Raw genomic sequence first — 16,947 nt, 5'->3', positions numbered from 1 at the left:
GGGCGTGCGCGCCCGCGGCGGTCGCGAGCACGAGGATGGCGGCAGTGGCGCCGAAGAGGTTCTTGTTCATGTTCACTGGAATTGGGTTGCGGTTGAGAAGCGGAAGGCTTCGGTCCGGTCGTAGGTCTCTTTCTTGATCACCTGGGCGAAATCGAGACGGATCGGTCCGAGCGGTGAGGTCCAGAATACACTGATGCCGGTGGAGGCGCGGAGCGCCAAGTCGTCGCGGATGAAGGTGCTGGTCCTCACCACGCTCTTGTCCAGCTCACCCAGCGTACCGGCGTCCAGGAAATAGGAGGTGCGGATGCCGTACTGCTCGGGCAGGTAGTTCGGGAAGGCCAGCGACAGCTCGCCGATGGCGTAGAGGTTGCCGCCCAGCGCCTCGTCGAACTCGGTGTCGCGCGGCCCGATGCCGGCGATCTGGAAGCCGGGGAAGGTGTTTCCGCCCTTGAAGAAGCGGTCGTTGATGCGGATGTCGTCGCCGCCCCAGCCGTCGATGTAGCCGACGTCGGCCTTGGCGGTCAGCACCCAGACCGGCGTGAAGCCGTAATAGGTGGTGAGCAGGCCGTGGGTGCTCAGATAGCGCACGCTGCCGCCCACGCCGGCGAGGTCCTGGCTGAGCTGGGCGGTGAAGCCGCGGGTGGGATGCAGCGGGTCGTTGCGGAGGTCCAGCACCAGGTCGTAGCCGGGCGCCGACTTCAGGTAGGTTCCGCGCTGGTCGCAGATGACGATGGAGATGGAGCCGCTCTCGCAATTTCCCTCGTCTGCGCTGACCTGGTTCTGGCTGATGGTGTAGTGCGGAGAAAGGGTGGCGTTGATGTTCAGCGGGAACAATAGGTGGAAGGAGGCGCCGGCCGACGACTCCACGAAGCCCGTGTACTGGGAATAGTCGGTGCGCAGGTCGAAGATGCTGGCCCCGGCGCGCAGATCGCGGCCCAGGAAACGCGGCTCGGTGAAGCTGAGGTCGATGTCCTGGGTCAGGTAGCCCACCTCGGCGCGCAGGCGCAGGTCCTGTCCCTCGCCGCGGAAGTTGTGCTCGCTGACGCCGAAGTCGAGCATCAGCTTGTCAAGCGTGGAGTAGCCGGCGCCCAGCGACAGCTCGCCGGTGGCCTGCTCCTGGACCTTCACCTGCAGGATGGTCTTGTCGGGCGCGGAGCCCGGCTGCTGGGTGATGTCGACGGTCTTGAAGAAGTCCAGCCGCTTCACCTCGGTCTTGGAGCGGTCGACCAGCACGCGGTTGTAGGCGTCGCCCTCGGCGATCCGCATCTCGCGCCGGATCACCGGGTCGACGGTGCGGGTGTTGCCCACGATGTCAATGCGCTCGACATAGACCCGCGGGCCCTCGCGCACGTCGAAGGTCACGTCCACGGTGTGGGTCGCCCGGTTGGCGCTGTAGCGCGGCCGGATGTCGACGAAGGCGAAGCCGGCGGCGCCGGCGGCGAAGGTCAGGTTGTCCACCGCCGCCTCGATCTTGTCGCCGGCGTAGGTCTGGCCCTCGTGGATCGGCAGGATCTGGCGCAGCACGTTGGCGTTCAGCCGCTTCAGGTCGGTGGTGACGCGCAGGCGGCCGAACCTGTACTTGGCGCCCTCGTCGATGGTGTAGGTGATGGCGAAGTTGCGCTGGTCAGTCTGCAGCTCGGCGATGGAGGAGTTGACGCGGAAGTCGTAGTAGCCGCGGTTGGAATAGTACTTGCGCAGCTGCTCGCGGTCGTACTCGATCCGGTCGGGGTCGTAGTTGTCGTTGGAGGCGAAGAACTTGTACCAGGTGGACTGCTTGGTCACCACGACATCGCGCAGCGCATCGTCGGCGAAGACGTGGTTGCCGAGGAAGTTGACCCGGATGATGCCGGTCTTGGGGCCTTCCTTGATCTCGAACACCAGGTCGACCCGCTTCTGCGGCAGCTCGACGATCTTGGGCGTCACGGTGGCGGAGATGCGGCCTGATCGCCTGTAGAGCTCCACGATCTTCTGCACGTCGGCCTGGACCTTGGCCTTGGTGAAGATGCCGCGCGGGTGGATGGTGATCTCGTCGCGCAGCTTGTCGTCGGCGAGCGCGCTGTTCCCCTCGAACACCACCCGGTTGATGATCGGGTTCTCCGCCACCCGCACCACCAGCGTCCCGTCAGGCTGGAGCGACAGGCCCACGTCGGCGAACAGGTCGGTGCGGAACAGGGTCTTGATCGCGAGGTCGAGCCGCTCCGGGTCCACCGTGTCGCCGATGGCGATGGGCAGGTAGGAGGCCACCGTGTCGGCCTCGATCCGCTCGTTGCCCTCCACCTTGATGGCGCGCACGATCCCGGTCTGAGGGCCGGCGGCGGAAGTGGTGGTGAGCGGGCCGGCGGAGCCGGTGGTGGGCGGGGCGGTCGGCTGGGGCGCGACATCGGGCGAGGTCGCGCCGGTGTCGGGGGCGGGAGAGGGCGTGTTGGGGCTCTGCCGCCCGGTCAGGGGGGCCGGGTCCTGGATGCCGCCCTGAGCGTAGGCGCGCGAGGACAGGACGCTGGACCCCAGGAGCAGGGCCATGCCGGTCAGGAGCGCGACGCGGCGCGGAAAGGCTTCAAGCATTCAGGGTTACCGTGCGCGGCGGAGGCTCAGGAGAACAGGCCGCCGAAGAATTTGAACACGTTCAGTCGCTGCAGATCGTTCCAGGTGGCGAACAGCATGAAACTCAGAAGCAAGGCAAGGCCGACCCGGTAGCCGACGCTCTGGATGCGCGCGGCCATTGGTCGCCGCGCCAGCGCCTCGTAGGCGTAGAAGACCAGATGGCCGCCGTCCAAGACGGGGATCGGCAACAGGTTCATGAAGCCGATGCCCACCGACAACACCGCGGCGAGATACAGCAGCGCGTTGAAGCCCCCGAGCAGCCGGCCGCCAAGATCGGACGCTCCGGCGGCTCCCGCCTTGGCCACCGCGCCGGCGGTGGACGCGATTCGCAGCGGCCCGCCGAGCTGGTCGCCGGACTCCTTGCCGCGGATCAGGCGCGACAGGTAGACCACCGTGGTGTCCACGATGCCCCAGGTGCGCTCCACGCCCGTCCGCACCGCCTGCACGGGCGTGTAGCGCCGGCGCATGACGTCGTTCAGACTGGTGGAGCTCAGCACGCCGAGATAGCCCAGGCCCGAGGAACTGTGGGTCAGCGGGTCGACCTGCGAGCGCCGCTCCGGGGTGGCGACAAGGTCCACCACCGCCGCGCAGCGCTGCACGGCGAAGGCGATCGGCTCGCCGCTGCGCAGCGCCACGAACTGCTTGAAAGCCATGAAGTCGTCGATGTGCTGGCCGTCGGCGCGCAGCACCAGGTCGCCGGCCCTGAAGCCCGCCCGCGCCGCCGGCCCCTTCGGGTCGAGGCCGGCGACCCGCGCCGCCAGCGTCGTCTCGCCGATGGCGCTGAGCAGCACCGCGAACAGGGTGATGGCCAGGATGAAGTTAGCGAGCGGTCCCGCCATCACCACGAGCGCCCGCACCCAGACCGGCTTGAAATGGAAGATGCGCCGCTCGGCGCCTGCGCCCTGCTGCTCCTGGATGCGCAGCTTCATCTCCGCCAGGCTGTTGGCGTCCGGCACCGAGGAGCTGGCGTCCGCGTCACCGGCGAAGCGGACATAGCCGCCGAGCGGGATCCAGCCGACCCGCCACTCCACCCCGCTCTTGTCCCGCCAGCTGGCGATGGCTCTTCCGAAGCCGATGGAGAAGCGGTCCACCGCCACCCCCAGCCACCGCGCCACCAGGAAGTGCCCCATTTCGTGGACGGTGATGACCAGGGTCAGCACGAAGATGAAGGGGACCAACGTGGTGAGGAGGCTGTAGAGGGAAGCGATCATGGCGGCGTCCTGGCTCCTGTCTCGCTTAGTTCACAAGCGTTAAGGACTGCAGCAATTGCGAGGCCACCTGCCGCGCCCGACCGTCCACGACGAAGGCGGCGTCGATGGGGTCGTTCTGGGACGGGGCGAGATCGCCGTCGCGGTCCATCCGCTCCAGCGTCCGCTCCACCGTGTCGGCGATGTCCAGAAAGCCGATCCGCCGATCCAGGAAGGCCGCCACGCCTACCTCGTTGGCGGCGTTCAGCGCCGCCGGCGCGCCGCCGCCCATGCGCAGCGCCGTGCGCGCGATCCTGAGCGCCGGGAACCGGTCGGGATCGGGCGCCTCGAAGGTCAGGGTCGCCACCTGGGCCAGGTCGAGACCAGGCGCCGGCCAGGGCAGCCGGTCCGGCCAGGCGAGTGCGCAGGCGATGGGCGCGCGCATGTCGGGCGGTCCGAGCTGGGCCAGGGTCGAGCCGTCCTGGTACTCGACCAGGCTGTGGATCACCGACTGGGGGTGCACGATGACGTCGACCTTGGGTTCCGGGGTGGCGAACAGGTAGGAGGCCTCGATCATCTCGAGCCCCTTGTTCATCATGGTGGCGGAATCGACCGAAATCTTGGCGCCCATCGACCAATTCGGGTGGGCGACCGCCTGCTCCGGTGTCGCAGCCTGCATCTGCGCCTTGCTCCAGGTGCGGAACGGGCCGCCCGAGGCGGTGAGGATCAGCCGCTTCACCCGGTGGGCGCAGTCCGGCTGCAGCACCTGGAAGATGGCGGAATGCTCGCTGTCAACCGGCACCACGACGCCGCCCGCGACCTTGGACGCGGCGAGCAGGGCGGGGCCGGCGCAGACCAGGCTTTCCTTGTTGGCCAAGGCGATGGTGACCCCTTTGCGGGCCGCGGCGAGCGTCGGGCGCAGGCCTGCGGCGCCTACGATGGCGGCCATGACCCAGCCGGCGGACTCGGCGGCGGCGACCACCGCGGCCTCTCCGGCGGCGGTCTCCAGGCCCGATCCGGCGAGCCGCTCACGCAGCTCGGCGTGGCAGGACTCGTCCGCGACGACCGTCATGCTAGGCCGCCACCTCAGCGCCTGTTCGGCCAGGCGTGCGACGTTACGCCCCGCCGCCAGCGCCTCGATCCGCACCTCCGCGCCGGACTTCTCCAGCAGGTCGAGGGTGGAGACGCCGATGGAGCCCGTGGAGCCCAGGATGGCGATGGACCTAGGCGACATCAGAAAGCCACTCCAAACCGCAGCGCAAATCGCACCGCCGCCATGGCCAGGGCGGCGAACATCAGCCCGTCCACCCGGTCCAGCAGGCCGCCGTGGCCGGGGATCAGGCTGCCGCTGTCCTTCACGCCGAAGCTGCGCTTCAGCATGGATTCGCACAGGTCGCCCGCCATGGTGGCCAAGCCTACCACGAGCCCGGCCGCCCAGGCCCATGAGATCGCCAGGCCGCCCTGGTGCGGCATGGCCATGGCCACCAGCTCCGCGGCGACCATGGCCGCAGCGATGCCCACCGCGAAGCCCGACCAGGTCTTCTTCGGCGAGATGCGCGGCCAAAGCTTCGGCCCGCCGATCAACGTGCCCCCGGCATAGGCGCCGATGTCGGACGACCATGTCGCCGCCAGCAGCATCAGCGTCCAATCCCGCCCCTGGGCGCCGCTCCGCAGCCACAGCAGGGCGACCATGGGCACGCCGAGATACAGCACCCCGAACGCCTCGTGCATGGGCCCGTCGTCGCGCCGCCAGATCATGGCCACGACCCAGACCACCGCCGCGCCCACCGCCACCGCCAGCCAGGCCGACTTGAAGTAGCCAGCCTTCACGGCGACCGCCGCCACCAACAGCATGATGGCCATCACCGCCGCCGTGCGGATCGGCGTCTCCGGCGCGCTCATGGTGGCCCATTCCAGCGCCAGCAGTCCGATGGCGCCCCAGACCAGCAACAGGAATGGCAGCCCGCCCATCCAGACCGCCAGCACCGCCAGCGGCGCCAGCACCGCTGCCGACAGAACCCTAAGCCGAAGGTTTGACCAGTCGAAGCGCCTCGGGCGTGATCTACCCGGTGGCGAGGACGTCATCGATCTCGGCTCCGCCATAGCGCCGCTCGCGGGCCTGGTACTCCGCCACCGCCTCGCCCAGAGGGCCGCTCCCGTAGTCGGGCCACAACACGTCCTGGAACACCAGTTCGGCGTAGGCGGCCTCCCAGAGCAGGAAGTTGGACAGCCGCCGCTCGCCGGAGGTGCGGATGATCAGGTCCGGCGCGGGACCCTTGGCGGTGGACAGCCGGCGCTCGAACTCCGCCTCGCCGATCTCCAGCGTCGCCTGGCCGTTCGAGACATCGAGCGCATAGCGCCGCGCCGCCTCGGCGATGTCCGAGCGGCCGCCATAATTGAACGCCACCTGCAGGTGGAAGCGGTCGTTGTCGCGGGTGCGCCGCTCGGCCCGCTCGATCACCTCAAGGATGTCGGGGGCCAGGTCGTCGCGGCGGCCGATGATGTGCACCCGCACGCCCTCGCGCTCCAGCCGCTCCAGGTCGGAGGAGACATAGGCCTTCATCAGCTTCATCAGCTCGGTGACTTCGCTGACGGGCCGCCGCCAGTTCTCGGTGGAGAAGCCGAAAACGGTGAGCCACTCGATCCCGTGGTCCGGCGCCGCCTCAACCGTACGTTTCAGCGCATTGATGCCGGCGCGGTGGCCGAAGGTCCGCGGCAAGCCCCGCGCCTTGGCCCAGCGGCCGTTGCCGTCCATGATGATGGCCACGTGGCGGGGCGGGGTCGACGCAGCGTCCCCTCGTGCTCCTCCTCCGCGCAACCCCAACACCGGCGACATCCCACCCATTCCTAATCGACAGCCTGAAGCTTTGCGCGTCCCGTCAGGCCCTCAGACCTGCATGATCTCTTGTTCCTTGGTTTTCAAGGCGTCGTCGATGCGCTTCACCGCCGCGTCGGTGAAGGCCTGGACCTCGTCGCCGGCCTTCTTGGAGTCGTCCTCGGAGATGGCGCCGTCCTTCTGCGCCTTCTTCAGGTCCTCCATGGCTTCGCGCCGCACGTTGCGCACGGCGACCTTCTGCTGCTCGGCGTACTTGCCGGCCAGCTTGGCCAGGTCGCGCCGCCGCTCTTCGGTGAGCGGCGGGATGGGGATGCGCAGCACTTGGCCGTCGGTGAGCGGGTTCAGACCCAGCCCTGCGTTGCGGATGGCCTTCTCGGTGGGAATCACCAGCGCCTTGTCCCAGACGCTGACGGTGATCATGCGCGGCTCCGGCACGCTGACCGAGCCTACCGCGTTCAGCGGCATGGTGGAGCCGTAGGCCTCCACCGTGATGGGCTCCAAGAGGCCCGCGTTGGCGCGGCCGGTGCGCAGGCCGCCGAACTCCTCCTTCAGGGCGTCCACCGCCTTGGCCATCCGGTCGTCGTACTTGGAGAGGTCGGGCTTGCTCATAGGGCTCACGTCTCGGCGATCAGGCGATGGAAGTCCAGGTTCTGGCGGAGGCTGAGCGCGGTCTCAGACGGCGGCGAGAGGCGTCTCGGTTATCACCGTATGCACCCCGCGCCCCAGCATCACGTCCACGAGCGCCCCTGGGCGTCGAATGGAAAAAACCACGATGGGGATGCCGCTCTCGCGCATCAGGCTGATGGCCGAGGCGTCCATCACCTTCAGGTCCTGAGACAGCACCTCCAGATAGCTCAGCCGGTCGTAGCGCAGGGCCGTCGGATCGCGCTTGGGGTCGGCGGTATAGACGCCGTCCACGCTGGTGCCCTTCATCAGGGCGTCGCAGCCCATCTCCGCGGCGCGAAGCGCCGCCGCCGTGTCGGTGGTGAAGAAGGGGTTGCCGGTGCCGGCGGCGAAGATCACCACCCGGCCCTTCTCCAGGTGGCGCACGGCGCGACGGCGGATGTAGGGCTCGCACACCTGGGCCATGGGGATGGCGGACTGGACGCGGGTGTCGACGCCGCGGCGTTCCAGCGCGTTCTGCATGGCGAGCGCGTTCATCACCGTGGCCAGCATGCCCATGTAGTCAGCGCTGGTGCGGTCCATGCCCTTGGCGGCGCCGGACAGGCCGCGGAAGATGTTGCCGCCGCCGATCACCAGGCAGAGCTCCACCCCCAGCTTGACGATCTCGGCGACATCGCGGGCCACGCCGTCGACGGTGTTCATGTCGATGCCATAGGGCGTGTCGCCCATCAGCACCTCGCCGGAGACCTTCAGCAGCACCTTGCGGAACCGGAGCTGCGGCGGCGCGGGGGCGAGGGAGGGGATCATGGTCTTCAGCCTCGCTGACCGCCGGTGACAGTCGCGCACCATAGCGACTGGCGGCCGATACGCACCTGGGAAGGCGCAGGCGCGACGCCTTGCCCCTCTGCGCAGGGCGCGCAGACGCTCAGGCGGCGGCCTTCACCGCACTGGCGATATCGCGCACCACCTGGGCGACCAGGCGCTCATCGTCTCCCTCGGCCATCACCCGGATCAGCGGCTCGGTGCCTGAGGCGCGGACCAGCACGCGGCCGGAGCCGTTCAGCCGGCGCTCGCCGTCGGCGATGGCCTGCTGCACTTGGCCGGTCTTCAGCGGCTCGAGGCCCGTGAAGCGGACGTTCTCCAGCTTCTGCGGGACGGGCTCGAACTGGCGGGCCAGCGCGCTCATCGGCTTGCCGGAGGTGACCAGCACCGACAGCACCTGAAGCGCTGCGATCAGACCATCGCCGGTGGTGGAGAAGTCCGACAGGATCAGGTGGCCCGACGCCTCGCCGCCCAGGTTGAAGCCGCCCTCGCGCATGCGCTCCATCACGTAGCGGTCGCCGACCTGGGTGCGCTCCATGGCGATGCCGCGCTGGCCCAGGAACCGCTCGAAGCCCAGGTTGGACATGACCGTGGCCACGACGCCGCCGCCGTTCAGCCGGCCCTCCGCCGCCCAGGCGCCGGCGATCAGGGCCATGATCTGGTCGCCGTCGACGGTCTGACCGCGCTCGTCGCATATGGAGAGGCGGTCGGCGTCGCCGTCGAGCGCGATGCCGATGTCCGCCCGGTACTCCCGCACGGCCCTCGCCATCGTTCCCGGGTGGGTCGAGCCGCACTCGTCGTTGATGTTGCAGCCGTTGGGCGACACGCCCACCGGGATCACCTCGGCCCCCAACTCATAGAGTGCGGTGGGCGCCACCTTGTAGGCGGCGCCGTTGGCGCAATCGACCACCACGCGCAGCCCCGCCAGGGTCAGCGAGCGCGGGAAAGTGGCCTTGGCGATCTCCACATAGCGCGCCTGGGCGTCGTCGATGCGCTGGACGCGGCCAAGGCCGGTGGGCGCGGCGAGGCCCTCTTGCAGGCCCTCGTCCATCAGGCCCTCGATCTCAAGCTCGCGGGCGTCGGACAGCTTGTAGCCGTCCGGGCCGAACAACTTTATTCCGTTGTCGGAGAAGGCGTTGTGGGAGGCGCTGATCATCACGCCGAGATCGGCGCGCATGGAGCGCGTCATCATCGCCACCGCCGGCGTTGGCAGCGGGCCGAACAGGCGCACGTCCATGCCCACGCTGGCGAACCCCGCCACCAGCGCCGGCTCGATCATATAGCCGGAGAGCCGGGTGTCCTTGCCGATCACCACCAGGTGGCGGCGCTCAGGGTCACGGCGGAACAGCTTGCCGGCGGCGAGGCCCACACGGAGGGCGACCTCGGCGGTCATGGGGTGCTTGTTGGCCTGGCCGCGGATGCCGTCGGTGCCGAAATAGCTGCGCTTGCTCATGGTGGGGCCGTCTTACCAGAAGAGAGCTTAGAAGCGGTAACCGCGGCGCAGCCCCCTCCACCAGCTTCGGCCAAGCCGACTGAAGGGGCCGCCGCAGGCGGCGCAACGCCCTGAAACCCGGATTTACGCCTCCGCTCACACCTTGATGCTAAGAGGCGCGTCGGGACCTCCGGGGAAGCGCCATCCATGTGCGGCATCATCGGCATCGTCGGCGGAACGCCAGTCACCGGACGGCTGATCGAGAGCCTGCGCCGGCTGGAGTACCGCGGCTACGACAGCGCCGGCGTGGCGGCGGCCGACGGCGAGGCGATCACCATCCGCCGGGCGCCCGGCAAGCTGCGTAACCTGGAGGCCGTGCTGCGGGAGAACCCCGCGGATGGCGTCGCCGGCATCGGCCACACCCGTTGGGCCACCCACGGCGCCCCCATCGAGCGCAACGCCCACCCCCACCGCGCCGGCCGGGTGGTGGTGGTCCACAACGGCATCATCGAGAACTTCGCCGAGCTGAAGACGGCCCTGCAAGCCGAGGGCCGGACCTTCCACAGCGACACCGATACCGAGGTGGTCGCCCACCTGTTCGACCACGAACTGGCCCTCGCGCCCCCACTTGACGCCTTCAAGACGACGCTGGACCAGCTCCGAGGCGCCTATGCGCTGGCGGTGATGATCGACGGCGAGCCGGACCTGATCCTGGGCGCCCGGCGCGGCCCGCCGCTGGTGGTCGGCTATGGCCAGGGCGAGATGTTTCTAGGTTCAGATGCGGTGGCGGTCGGCCCCTTCACCAACCGCGTGGCCTACCTGGAGGACGGAGACTACGTCGCCGTCACCCGGACCGACATCCGCATCTTCGACGAGACAGGCGCGACCGCCGACCGCCCGGTGCGCGTGGTGCCGGCCTCCGCGGCCCTGGTGGAGAAGGGCGAGTACCGCCACTTCATGGAGAAGGAAATCCACGAGCAGCCGGACGCCTGCCAGCACACCCTGTCCGCCTATCTCGACCCCGTGGCGCTCACCGCGCACGCGCCCGGCGGCTTCGACTTCCAAGGCGTGGAGCGGCTGCAGATCGTGGCCTGCGGCACCGCCTACTATGCGGGGCTCACCGCCAAGTACCTGTTCGAGCGGCTAGCCGGGCTGGCGGTGGACGTGGAGGTCGCCTCAGAGTTCCGCTATCGCGAACCAGCCCTGTCACGCTTCACTCTCGCGCTCGCCGTCTCCCAGTCCGGCGAGACCGCCGACACCCTCGCGGCGCTGAAGTGGTGCAAGGCGCAAGGGCTGGCCACCGCCGCGCTCGTCAACGCCCACGAGTCCTCCATGGCGCGGGAGGCCGACCACATGTGGCCTACCAACGCGGGGACCGAGATCGGCGTCGCCTCCACCAAGGCCTTCACCGCCCAGGTCTGCGCCCTGACCGCGCTCGCCATCACCGCCGCCGCCCGTCGCGGCCGCATCGACTCAGGCGAAGAGGCGCGGCTGGTGGGCGTTCTGCTGGAGGCGCCGCGCCTGATCACCGAAGCCATGGCGGTGGAGCCCGAGGCCCGGGCCCTGGCCCACGATCTCGCCCGCGCCCGCGACGTGCTCTATCTCGGCCGCGGCCAGGCCTTCCCCCTGGCGCTGGAGGGCGCGCTGAAGCTGAAGGAGATCAGCTACATCCATGCGGAGGGCTACGCCGCGGGCGAGCTGAAGCACGGCCCCATCGCACTCGTGGACGAAGAGACGCCGGTGATCGTCATCGCACCGTCAGACGCCCTGTTCGAGAAGACCGTCTCCAACATGCAGGAGGTCGCCGCCCGCGGCGGCCCCATAGTGCTGATCACCGACGCGGAAGGGGCGCGCCACGCTGCAGGCTCGATGCGCACCCTGCTAGCCCCGGCCTGCGACCCGCTGGTGGCGCCGCTGGTGTTCGCCCCGGCGATCCAGCTGCTCGCCTATCATGTAGGCGTGCACAAGGGCCTGGACGTTGACCAGCCGCGCAATCTGGCGAAATCGGTCACCGTCGAATGACGGGGTGGCGCAGGGCTTGCTAGAGCCGGCTCGCCCATCCTAACGGAGCCCAGATGAAACGCGTCCGCAAAGCCGTGCTGCCTGTCGCCGGCCTCGGCACCCGCATGCTGCCCGCCGCCAAGACGGTGCCGAAGGAGATGCTGACGGTGGTCGACCGTCCGCTGATCCACCACGTGCTGGCCGAGGCGCGGGCAAGCGGGATCGAGCACTTCGTCCTGGTCACCGGCCGCGGCAAGGGCGCCATGGAGAACTATTTCGACCACCACGTGGAGCTTGAAGCCACGCTGGCGGCCAAGAAGAAGACCGCCATCCTGGAGGAGCTGATGGCCGACCTGCCCACCGCCGGCGAGATCAGCTACGTGCGCCAGATGGAGCCCAAGGGCCTGGGCCACGCCGTCTGGTGCGCCCGCGACATCATCGGCGACGAGCCCTTCGCCGTACTGCTGCCCGACATGATCATGGACGCCACCCCCACCGCTACCGCCCAGGCCATCTCCGCCTTCGAGCAGACCGAGGGCGGCAACATCATCGTGGTGGAGCCTTGTCCGCCCGGCATGGCGCACCAGTACGGCATCGTGGCGCTCGACGGCCAGGACGGCCGGCTGAACCGCATGACCGGCATGGTGGAGAAGCCCGCGCCGGGGACCGAGCCCTCCAACCTGTTCATCTCCGGCCGCTACGTGCTCGACCCCGCCATCTTCAGGGTGCTGGAGACGGTGGAGCGTGGGGCCGGCGGCGAGATCCAGCTGACCGACGCCATGGCCAAGCTGATGGCCATCCAGCCTTTCTACGCCTTGGAGTATGAGGGCGCGACCTACGACTGCGGCGACAAAATCGGCTGGCTCCGCGCCAACGTGGCGCTGGCGCTGAAGCGGCCGGACCTGGGCGAAGCGGCCTGCGCGGCCCTGGCGCCGCTGTTCTCCGCTTAATCTCCCCCCCCTGCGAAAGCGGGGGAGGTGGCGCGGCGCAAAGCGCCGCGACGGAGGGGCGTCACCGCTAGGTGTTGATCCGCGGGCGCCGGTGAGGTCCCCCTCACCAGGCTTCGCCTGGTCCCCTCCCCCCGCTACGCAGGGGGAGAGAAGACAACCATCGCCTCCGCCCAACCCTTGCCGCCATGCTGTGGACGCTTTAGGCAGGCAGACCGGTCGCGGAACGATCGACCGCTTCGCCGAGCCCGCACCTCATGACCGCAACGCCCGAAACTTCCGCCGCTGACGCGGCCTCGGGCGAGCCGAAGGGGTCCTCACGCTTGGCCAAGCACAAGGTAGCCAAAACGGGAGGGGCGGCGCATGAGCTGATCGAGCTCGGCAAGACCGTCTTCTACGCCCTGCTGATCGCGTTCGTGCTGCGGGTGGTGCTGTTCCAGCCCTTCACCATCCCCTCGGAGTCCATGGAGCCGGCCCTGCTCAAGGGCGACTACATCATCGTCTCCAAGTTCGCCTATGGCTGGAGCCGCCACTCCATCCCGCTCAGCCCGCCCATCGGCCATGGGCGCCTGCTCGGCCAGCAGCCCCACCGCGGCGACATCATCGTCTTCAAGCTGCCCCGCGACGATGGCAAGACGGACTACATCAAGCGTCTGGTCGGCCTGCCGGGCGACAAGATCCAGGTGATCCACGGCGCCGTCTCGGTGAACGGCCATCCCATCCCCCGCCAGGCGACCGCGCCCGGCGTCGACCAGACCGCTTTCGGGGGCGAGTTCCCGGTCGCGCGCTTCCGCGAGACGCTCGCCAGCGGCAAGACCTACGTCACCAACAGCTACGGCCCGGACGGTCCGGCCGACAACACCGGCGTCTATGTCGTGCCCCCCAACTGCTACTTCATGATGGGCGACAACCGCGACAATTCCGAGGACAGCCGCTTCGACCCGGGCGATATCCCGCCGGGCGCCTCGTCCTGCCCCTGGAACCGGGATACCGACCGCTTCGTCTCGCAGGACCTGGGCGTCGGCTTCGTGCCCTTCGACAACCTGGAGGGCCGCGCCGACATCATCCTGTTCTCCTGGAAGCCCGGCGTGTCGCTGCTGAAGCCCTGGACGTGGGTGACCGACGCCCGCTGGGACCGCTTCTTCCACCCGTTGGGCTGATGGCGCATGTGGACCGGCGCGCGGCCGCCGTCGCCGAGCTGCAGGTGAGCCTCGGCTGGACGTTCCGCGATCCGGCCCTGCTGGAACACGCCCTGGTCCACGGCAGCGTCGGCGACCGCACCCCCGGCGCCGCCAACAACGAACGGCTGGAGTTCCTGGGCGACCGGGTGCTGGGCCTGGTCATCGCCGAGCGACTGTACGACGACCTGCCGACCGCCGCCGAGGGCGAGCTGGCCATCCGCCTGAACGCGCTGGTCAGCCGCACCGCCTGCGCCCGCGTCGCCCGCCGCGCCGGCTTCGGCCCGGCGCTCCGGCTCGGCGGCAGCGAGAGCAACGCCGGGGGCCGGGACAAGGACGTGATCCTGGCCGATGCCTGCGAGGCGGTGCTGGCCGCCGTCTACAAGGATGGCGGGCTGGAGGCGGCGCGCGCGGTGATCGCCACGCTCTGGGGCGAGGACATCGACGACTTCGACCCTGCGAGGCTCAAGGACGTGAAGACGCGCCTCCAGGAATGGGCCCACGCCCGCGGCTGCAGCCCCGCCTACGCGGTGACCAGCCGCGCCGGCCCGCAACACGCCTCGCGCTTCGTCGTGGAGGTCAGGGTGCAGGGCGTGGAGCCCGCCGTGGGCGAGGCCTCCTCCCGCCAGGGCGCGGAGAAGGCCGCCGCTGCGGCCATGCTGGACAGGGAGGGACTGTGACCGACATCCCCGAAGCATCCGGGCTGACCCGCGCCGGCTTCGCCGCCATCCTGGGCGCCCCCAACGCCGGCAAGTCGACCCTGGTGAACCGCCTGGTGGGGGCCAAGGTCTCCATCGTCACCCAGAAGGTGCAGACCACCCGCTTTCCCGTGCGCGGCGTGGCCATGGAGGGGTCGAGCCAGATCGTGCTGGTGGACACCCCGGGCGTCTTCACCCCTCGCCGCCGGCTGGACCGCGCCATGGTGCGCAGCGCCTGGGCCGGCGCCCAGGACGCCGATATGGTCGTGCACCTGATCGACGTGGCCGGCGAGTTGCACTCCACCGGCGGCGACGCCACCGCCGCCCAGCACCGCTCCGTCCAGGACACCGCGACCATCACCGCGGGCCTCAGAGCCGCCGGGCGGCAGGCGATCCTGGCCCTGAACAAGATCGACCTGGTGAAGCGCGATCAGCTGCTGGGCCTCTCCGAACGCCTGTTCGCCGAGGGGACCTACAGCGAGGCTTTCATGATCTCCGCCCACAACGGCTCTGGCGTCGACGACCTCAAGCGCCGCCTGGCCGAGCTGATGCCGGAAGGCCCCTGGCTCTACCCTGAGGACCAGACCGCCGACCTGCCCGTGCGCCTGCTCGCCGCCGAGATCACCCGGGAGAAGCTCTACCTCCGCCTGCACGAGGAGCTGCCCTACGCCGCGTCGGTCGAGACCACGGCCTTCGAGGACAAGGCCGACGGCTCGGCCCGGATCGAACAGACCATCTATGTGGAGCGCGAGAACCAGCGCCCCATCGTGCTGGGCGAGCGCGGCCAGACCCTGAAGTGGATCGGCTCGAGGAGCCGCGAGGACCTGGCCGGCATCCTGGACCGCCCCGTGCACCTGTTCCTGCACGTGAAGGTCGCGCCGAGTTGGTCGGAGGACCGCAACCTCTACCGCGACATGGGGCTCGATTTCGAGGCGTGAACCTCTCTCATCTCCCCCTGCGAAGCGGGGGGAGGGGACCGCGCGAAGCGGGGTGAGGGGGGCTCCTTAGCCGCCACGTCTGATGTCGCAGCGCCCTACAAGCCCCCTCCACCACGCTTCGCGTGGTCCCCCTCCCCCGCTGCGCGGGGGAGGATGAAGGTGAAAGCACCGCTCCGCTTGAAACCCCGCCTCGTCCCCCTCACTCTCAGCTCGTGGACGAGAGCTGACCATGGCGCATCCGCCTCCCGCCCAGACCCTGACCCAGTGCGCCCGCTGCCGCCGCCCGGCCGACCGGCTGGAGAGCTGGCTGGAGCGCCGCCGCCTGAAGACGCCCTCCAGTGACCCCGGCGGCTACAGCTACAGCCACAAGATCGTGGAGCACCTGGTCTGCGCCGACTGCTACGCCCGGGTTCGCCGCGGCGCCCCGCCGGTGGTGAACAACGGCATGAAGGTGCTGGCCGCCTTCATCGCCGGCGCTCTCCTGGTGGCCGCCGCCCTGCCGAGCCTCAAGCCCAACCTGGTCTCAGCCTTCTGGCGCAACGGCGCGGCGCCCAGCGGCTGGCATGAGGGCCACACCGAACGCGCAGCCGACTTCGCCCGGAACCGCTTTTAAGCGCGCGATGGAGTGGAGCGATCCCGCCTTCGTCCTCTCCGCCCGCCTGCATGGCGAAACCGGCGCGGTGGTGGAGCTGCTGACCGAAGAGCACGGCCGCACCGCCGCCCACGTGGCCGGCGGCGCCTCGCGGCGGATGAAGTCCTATCTCCAGCCGGGCGCCCGGGTGATGGCCACCTACCGAGCCCGTACGTCCGAGAACCTGGGCTCGGTCAGGCTCGAACCCTTCGGCGAAGGTCCCGCCGCCCTGTTCGACGACGCTCTGGCGCTGGCGGGCCTCTCCGCCGCCGCCGCGGTCGCGCAAGGCGCCCTGCCCGAGCGCGAGCCCCACCCCGGCGCCTACCTGGCCTTCGAGGCCTTCACGTCCGCCTTGGCCGTAGCCGAGATCTGGCCCGCCATCTATGTCCGCTTCGAGGCCGGCCTGCTGGAGGAGCTCGGCTTCGGCCTGGACCTGTCCCGCTGCGCCGCCACCGGCGCGGTCGACGACCTCATCTATGTGAGCCCCCGCACCGGCCGCGCGGTCTCGCGCGCCGGCGGCGCCCCCTTCGCCGACCGCCTGCTGCGCCTGCCCCCCTTCATGCTCTCCTCCCAGGGCGGCCTGGGCGAAGGCGACATCGCCGACGGCCTGGCTCTCACCGGCTATTTCCTGGAGCAGTTCATCTTCGGCCCCCTGAACCGCCCCCCGCCCCCCGCCCGCCTCTGGCTGCTGGAGAAGCTCGCCCACGCCCAGCGGCTCTAGCGGAACGGCGCGCCCGCCTGGAGGGTTGAACCGTCGAACTCCAAAGGAGACCACGCCATGTCCGAAGACTATCCCAAGCAGGACGGCTCCCAGCCCGGCGTGCTCGGCGACGGCACCGAGGAGCAGAACCTCGGCCAGCCCGGCGACCCCAAGGCCCGCATCACCGAGGAAGAGGTCGAAGAGGCCTTCAAGGACGACAAGAAGAGCTGATCCGCCGGCCGCGAAGCCCCCTCAGTCCGCTTCGCGGCCAGCTCTCCCAGAGGGGGAGCATCTACAACCTTGCCGCAGCCGATCCTCCCCCTCTGGGGGAGGGGGACCAGCGAAGCTGGTG

Annotated in this window: 16 protein-coding genes; 8 read left to right on the top strand and 8 right to left on the bottom strand. The window is 69.6% G+C overall.

The genetic code is table 11. From position 1 onward, the window contains the following. Positions 1-72: 72 nt before the first annotated feature. From bamA to glmM, 8 genes are all read right to left on the bottom strand, one after another. Positions 73-2,562 carry an outer membrane protein assembly factor BamA gene (bamA, locus tag HUV06_RS07495; RefSeq protein WP_254600962.1) on the bottom strand — a complete coding sequence of 830 codons (2,490 nt, stop codon included), beginning with the start codon at positions 2,560-2,562 and terminating at the stop codon, positions 73-75. Between the two features lie 26 nt (positions 2,563-2,588). Further along, positions 2,589-3,812 (bottom strand): RIP metalloprotease, encoded by a 1,224-nt coding sequence (locus HUV06_RS07490; protein WP_174300652.1) that lies wholly within the window; start codon positions 3,810-3,812, stop codon positions 2,589-2,591. 25 nt (positions 3,813-3,837) lie between these two features. Then, the gene (gene dxr / locus HUV06_RS07485) at positions 3,838-5,022 is read right to left on the bottom strand and encodes a 1-deoxy-D-xylulose-5-phosphate reductoisomerase (protein WP_174300651.1); all 1,185 of its coding nucleotides are present in this window, start codon (positions 5,020-5,022) and stop codon (positions 3,838-3,840) included. Beyond that, positions 5,022-5,873 carry a phosphatidate cytidylyltransferase gene (locus HUV06_RS07480; protein WP_174300650.1) on the bottom strand — a complete coding sequence of 284 codons (852 nt, stop codon included), beginning with the start codon at positions 5,871-5,873 and terminating at the stop codon, positions 5,022-5,024. The genes dxr and HUV06_RS07480 overlap by 1 nt, the downstream gene beginning before the upstream one ends. Next, complete coding sequence (gene uppS, locus HUV06_RS07475; RefSeq protein WP_174300649.1) at positions 5,851-6,624, bottom strand: polyprenyl diphosphate synthase; 774 nt, start codon at positions 6,622-6,624, stop codon at positions 5,851-5,853. The genes HUV06_RS07480 and uppS overlap by 23 nt, the downstream gene beginning before the upstream one ends. A gap of 51 nt (positions 6,625-6,675) precedes the next feature. Beyond that, entirely contained in the window at positions 6,676-7,233 is a 558-nt protein-coding gene (gene frr, locus HUV06_RS07470) for a ribosome recycling factor (RefSeq protein ID WP_174300648.1), read from the bottom strand. Positions 7,234-7,296: 63 nt separating this feature from the next. Beyond that, entirely contained in the window at positions 7,297-8,055 is a 759-nt protein-coding gene (gene pyrH / locus HUV06_RS07465) for a UMP kinase (RefSeq protein WP_174300647.1), read from the bottom strand. A gap of 118 nt (positions 8,056-8,173) precedes the next feature. Beyond that, complete coding sequence (gene glmM, locus HUV06_RS07460; RefSeq protein WP_174300646.1) at positions 8,174-9,523, bottom strand: phosphoglucosamine mutase; 1,350 nt, start codon at positions 9,521-9,523, stop codon at positions 8,174-8,176. Between the two features lie 186 nt (positions 9,524-9,709). Between glmM and glmS the strand changes: the two genes are divergently transcribed. From glmS to HUV06_RS07425, 8 genes are all read left to right on the top strand, one after another. Further along, on the top strand, positions 9,710-11,524 hold the full coding sequence (glmS, locus tag HUV06_RS07455) for a glutamine--fructose-6-phosphate transaminase (isomerizing) (RefSeq protein WP_174300645.1): 1,815 nt from the start codon (positions 9,710-9,712) through the stop codon (positions 11,522-11,524). A gap of 53 nt (positions 11,525-11,577) precedes the next feature. Further along, positions 11,578-12,453: a UTP--glucose-1-phosphate uridylyltransferase gene (locus tag HUV06_RS07450; protein ID WP_174300644.1), complete on the top strand. Its 876-nt coding sequence runs from the start codon at positions 11,578-11,580 to the stop codon at positions 12,451-12,453. A 320-nt stretch (positions 12,454-12,773) separates the two neighbouring features. Next, complete coding sequence (gene lepB / locus HUV06_RS07445) at positions 12,774-13,610, top strand: signal peptidase I (RefSeq protein ID WP_254600957.1); 837 nt, start codon at positions 12,774-12,776, stop codon at positions 13,608-13,610. An 8-nt stretch (positions 13,611-13,618) separates the two neighbouring features. After that, entirely contained in the window at positions 13,619-14,308 is a 690-nt protein-coding gene (gene rnc / locus HUV06_RS16005; protein WP_217433703.1) for a ribonuclease III, read from the top strand. Positions 14,309-14,313: 5 nt separating this feature from the next. Then, on the top strand, positions 14,314-15,264 hold the full coding sequence (gene era / locus HUV06_RS07440; RefSeq protein WP_371811018.1) for a GTPase Era: 951 nt from the start codon (positions 14,314-14,316) through the stop codon (positions 15,262-15,264). 229 nt (positions 15,265-15,493) lie between these two features. After that, complete coding sequence (locus HUV06_RS07435) at positions 15,494-15,877, top strand: hypothetical protein (protein WP_174300641.1); 384 nt, start codon at positions 15,494-15,496, stop codon at positions 15,875-15,877. Positions 15,878-15,884: 7 nt separating this feature from the next. After that, positions 15,885-16,616, top strand: a complete 732-nt coding sequence (recO, locus tag HUV06_RS07430; RefSeq protein ID WP_174300640.1) for a DNA repair protein RecO — start codon at positions 15,885-15,887, stop codon at positions 16,614-16,616. Between the two features lie 57 nt (positions 16,617-16,673). After that, complete coding sequence (locus tag HUV06_RS07425) at positions 16,674-16,826, top strand: hypothetical protein (RefSeq protein ID WP_174300639.1); 153 nt, start codon at positions 16,674-16,676, stop codon at positions 16,824-16,826. The last annotated feature ends 121 nt before the right edge of the window (positions 16,827-16,947 follow it).

It is taken from the genome of Caulobacter sp. S45, assembly GCF_903642205.1.
Classification (GTDB): Bacteria; Pseudomonadota; Alphaproteobacteria; order Caulobacterales; family Caulobacteraceae; genus CAHJWH01.
The sequence above is the reverse complement of the archived record's forward strand: the minus strand, read 5'-3'. Positions and strand labels throughout refer to the sequence as shown.

Coding starts and splice junctions, on each gene's coding strand:
- bamA (WP_254600962.1), bottom strand. CDS start 2,562: ATGCTTGAAGCCTTTCCGCGCCGCGTCGCGCTCCTGACCGGCATGGCC.
- HUV06_RS07490 (WP_174300652.1), bottom strand. CDS start 3,812: ATGATCGCTTCCCTCTACAGCCTCCTCACCACGTTGGTCCCCTTCATC.
- dxr (WP_174300651.1), bottom strand. CDS start 5,022: ATGTCGCCTAGGTCCATCGCCATCCTGGGCTCCACGGGCTCCATCGGC.
- HUV06_RS07480 (WP_174300650.1), bottom strand. CDS start 5,873: ATGACGTCCTCGCCACCGGGTAGATCACGCCCGAGGCGCTTCGACTGG.
- uppS (WP_174300649.1), bottom strand. CDS start 6,624: ATGTCGCCGGTGTTGGGGTTGCGCGGAGGAGGAGCACGAGGGGACGCT.
- frr (WP_174300648.1), bottom strand. CDS start 7,233: ATGAGCAAGCCCGACCTCTCCAAGTACGACGACCGGATGGCCAAGGCG.
- pyrH (WP_174300647.1), bottom strand. CDS start 8,055: ATGATCCCCTCCCTCGCCCCCGCGCCGCCGCAGCTCCGGTTCCGCAAG.
- glmM (WP_174300646.1), bottom strand. CDS start 9,523: ATGAGCAAGCGCAGCTATTTCGGCACCGACGGCATCCGCGGCCAGGCC.
- glmS (WP_174300645.1), top strand. CDS start 9,710: ATGTGCGGCATCATCGGCATCGTCGGCGGAACGCCAGTCACCGGACGG.
- HUV06_RS07450 (WP_174300644.1), top strand. CDS start 11,578: ATGAAACGCGTCCGCAAAGCCGTGCTGCCTGTCGCCGGCCTCGGCACC.
- HUV06_RS07435 (WP_174300641.1), top strand. CDS start 15,494: ATGGCGCATCCGCCTCCCGCCCAGACCCTGACCCAGTGCGCCCGCTGC.
- recO (WP_174300640.1), top strand. CDS start 15,885: ATGGAGTGGAGCGATCCCGCCTTCGTCCTCTCCGCCCGCCTGCATGGC.
- HUV06_RS07425 (WP_174300639.1), top strand. CDS start 16,674: ATGTCCGAAGACTATCCCAAGCAGGACGGCTCCCAGCCCGGCGTGCTC.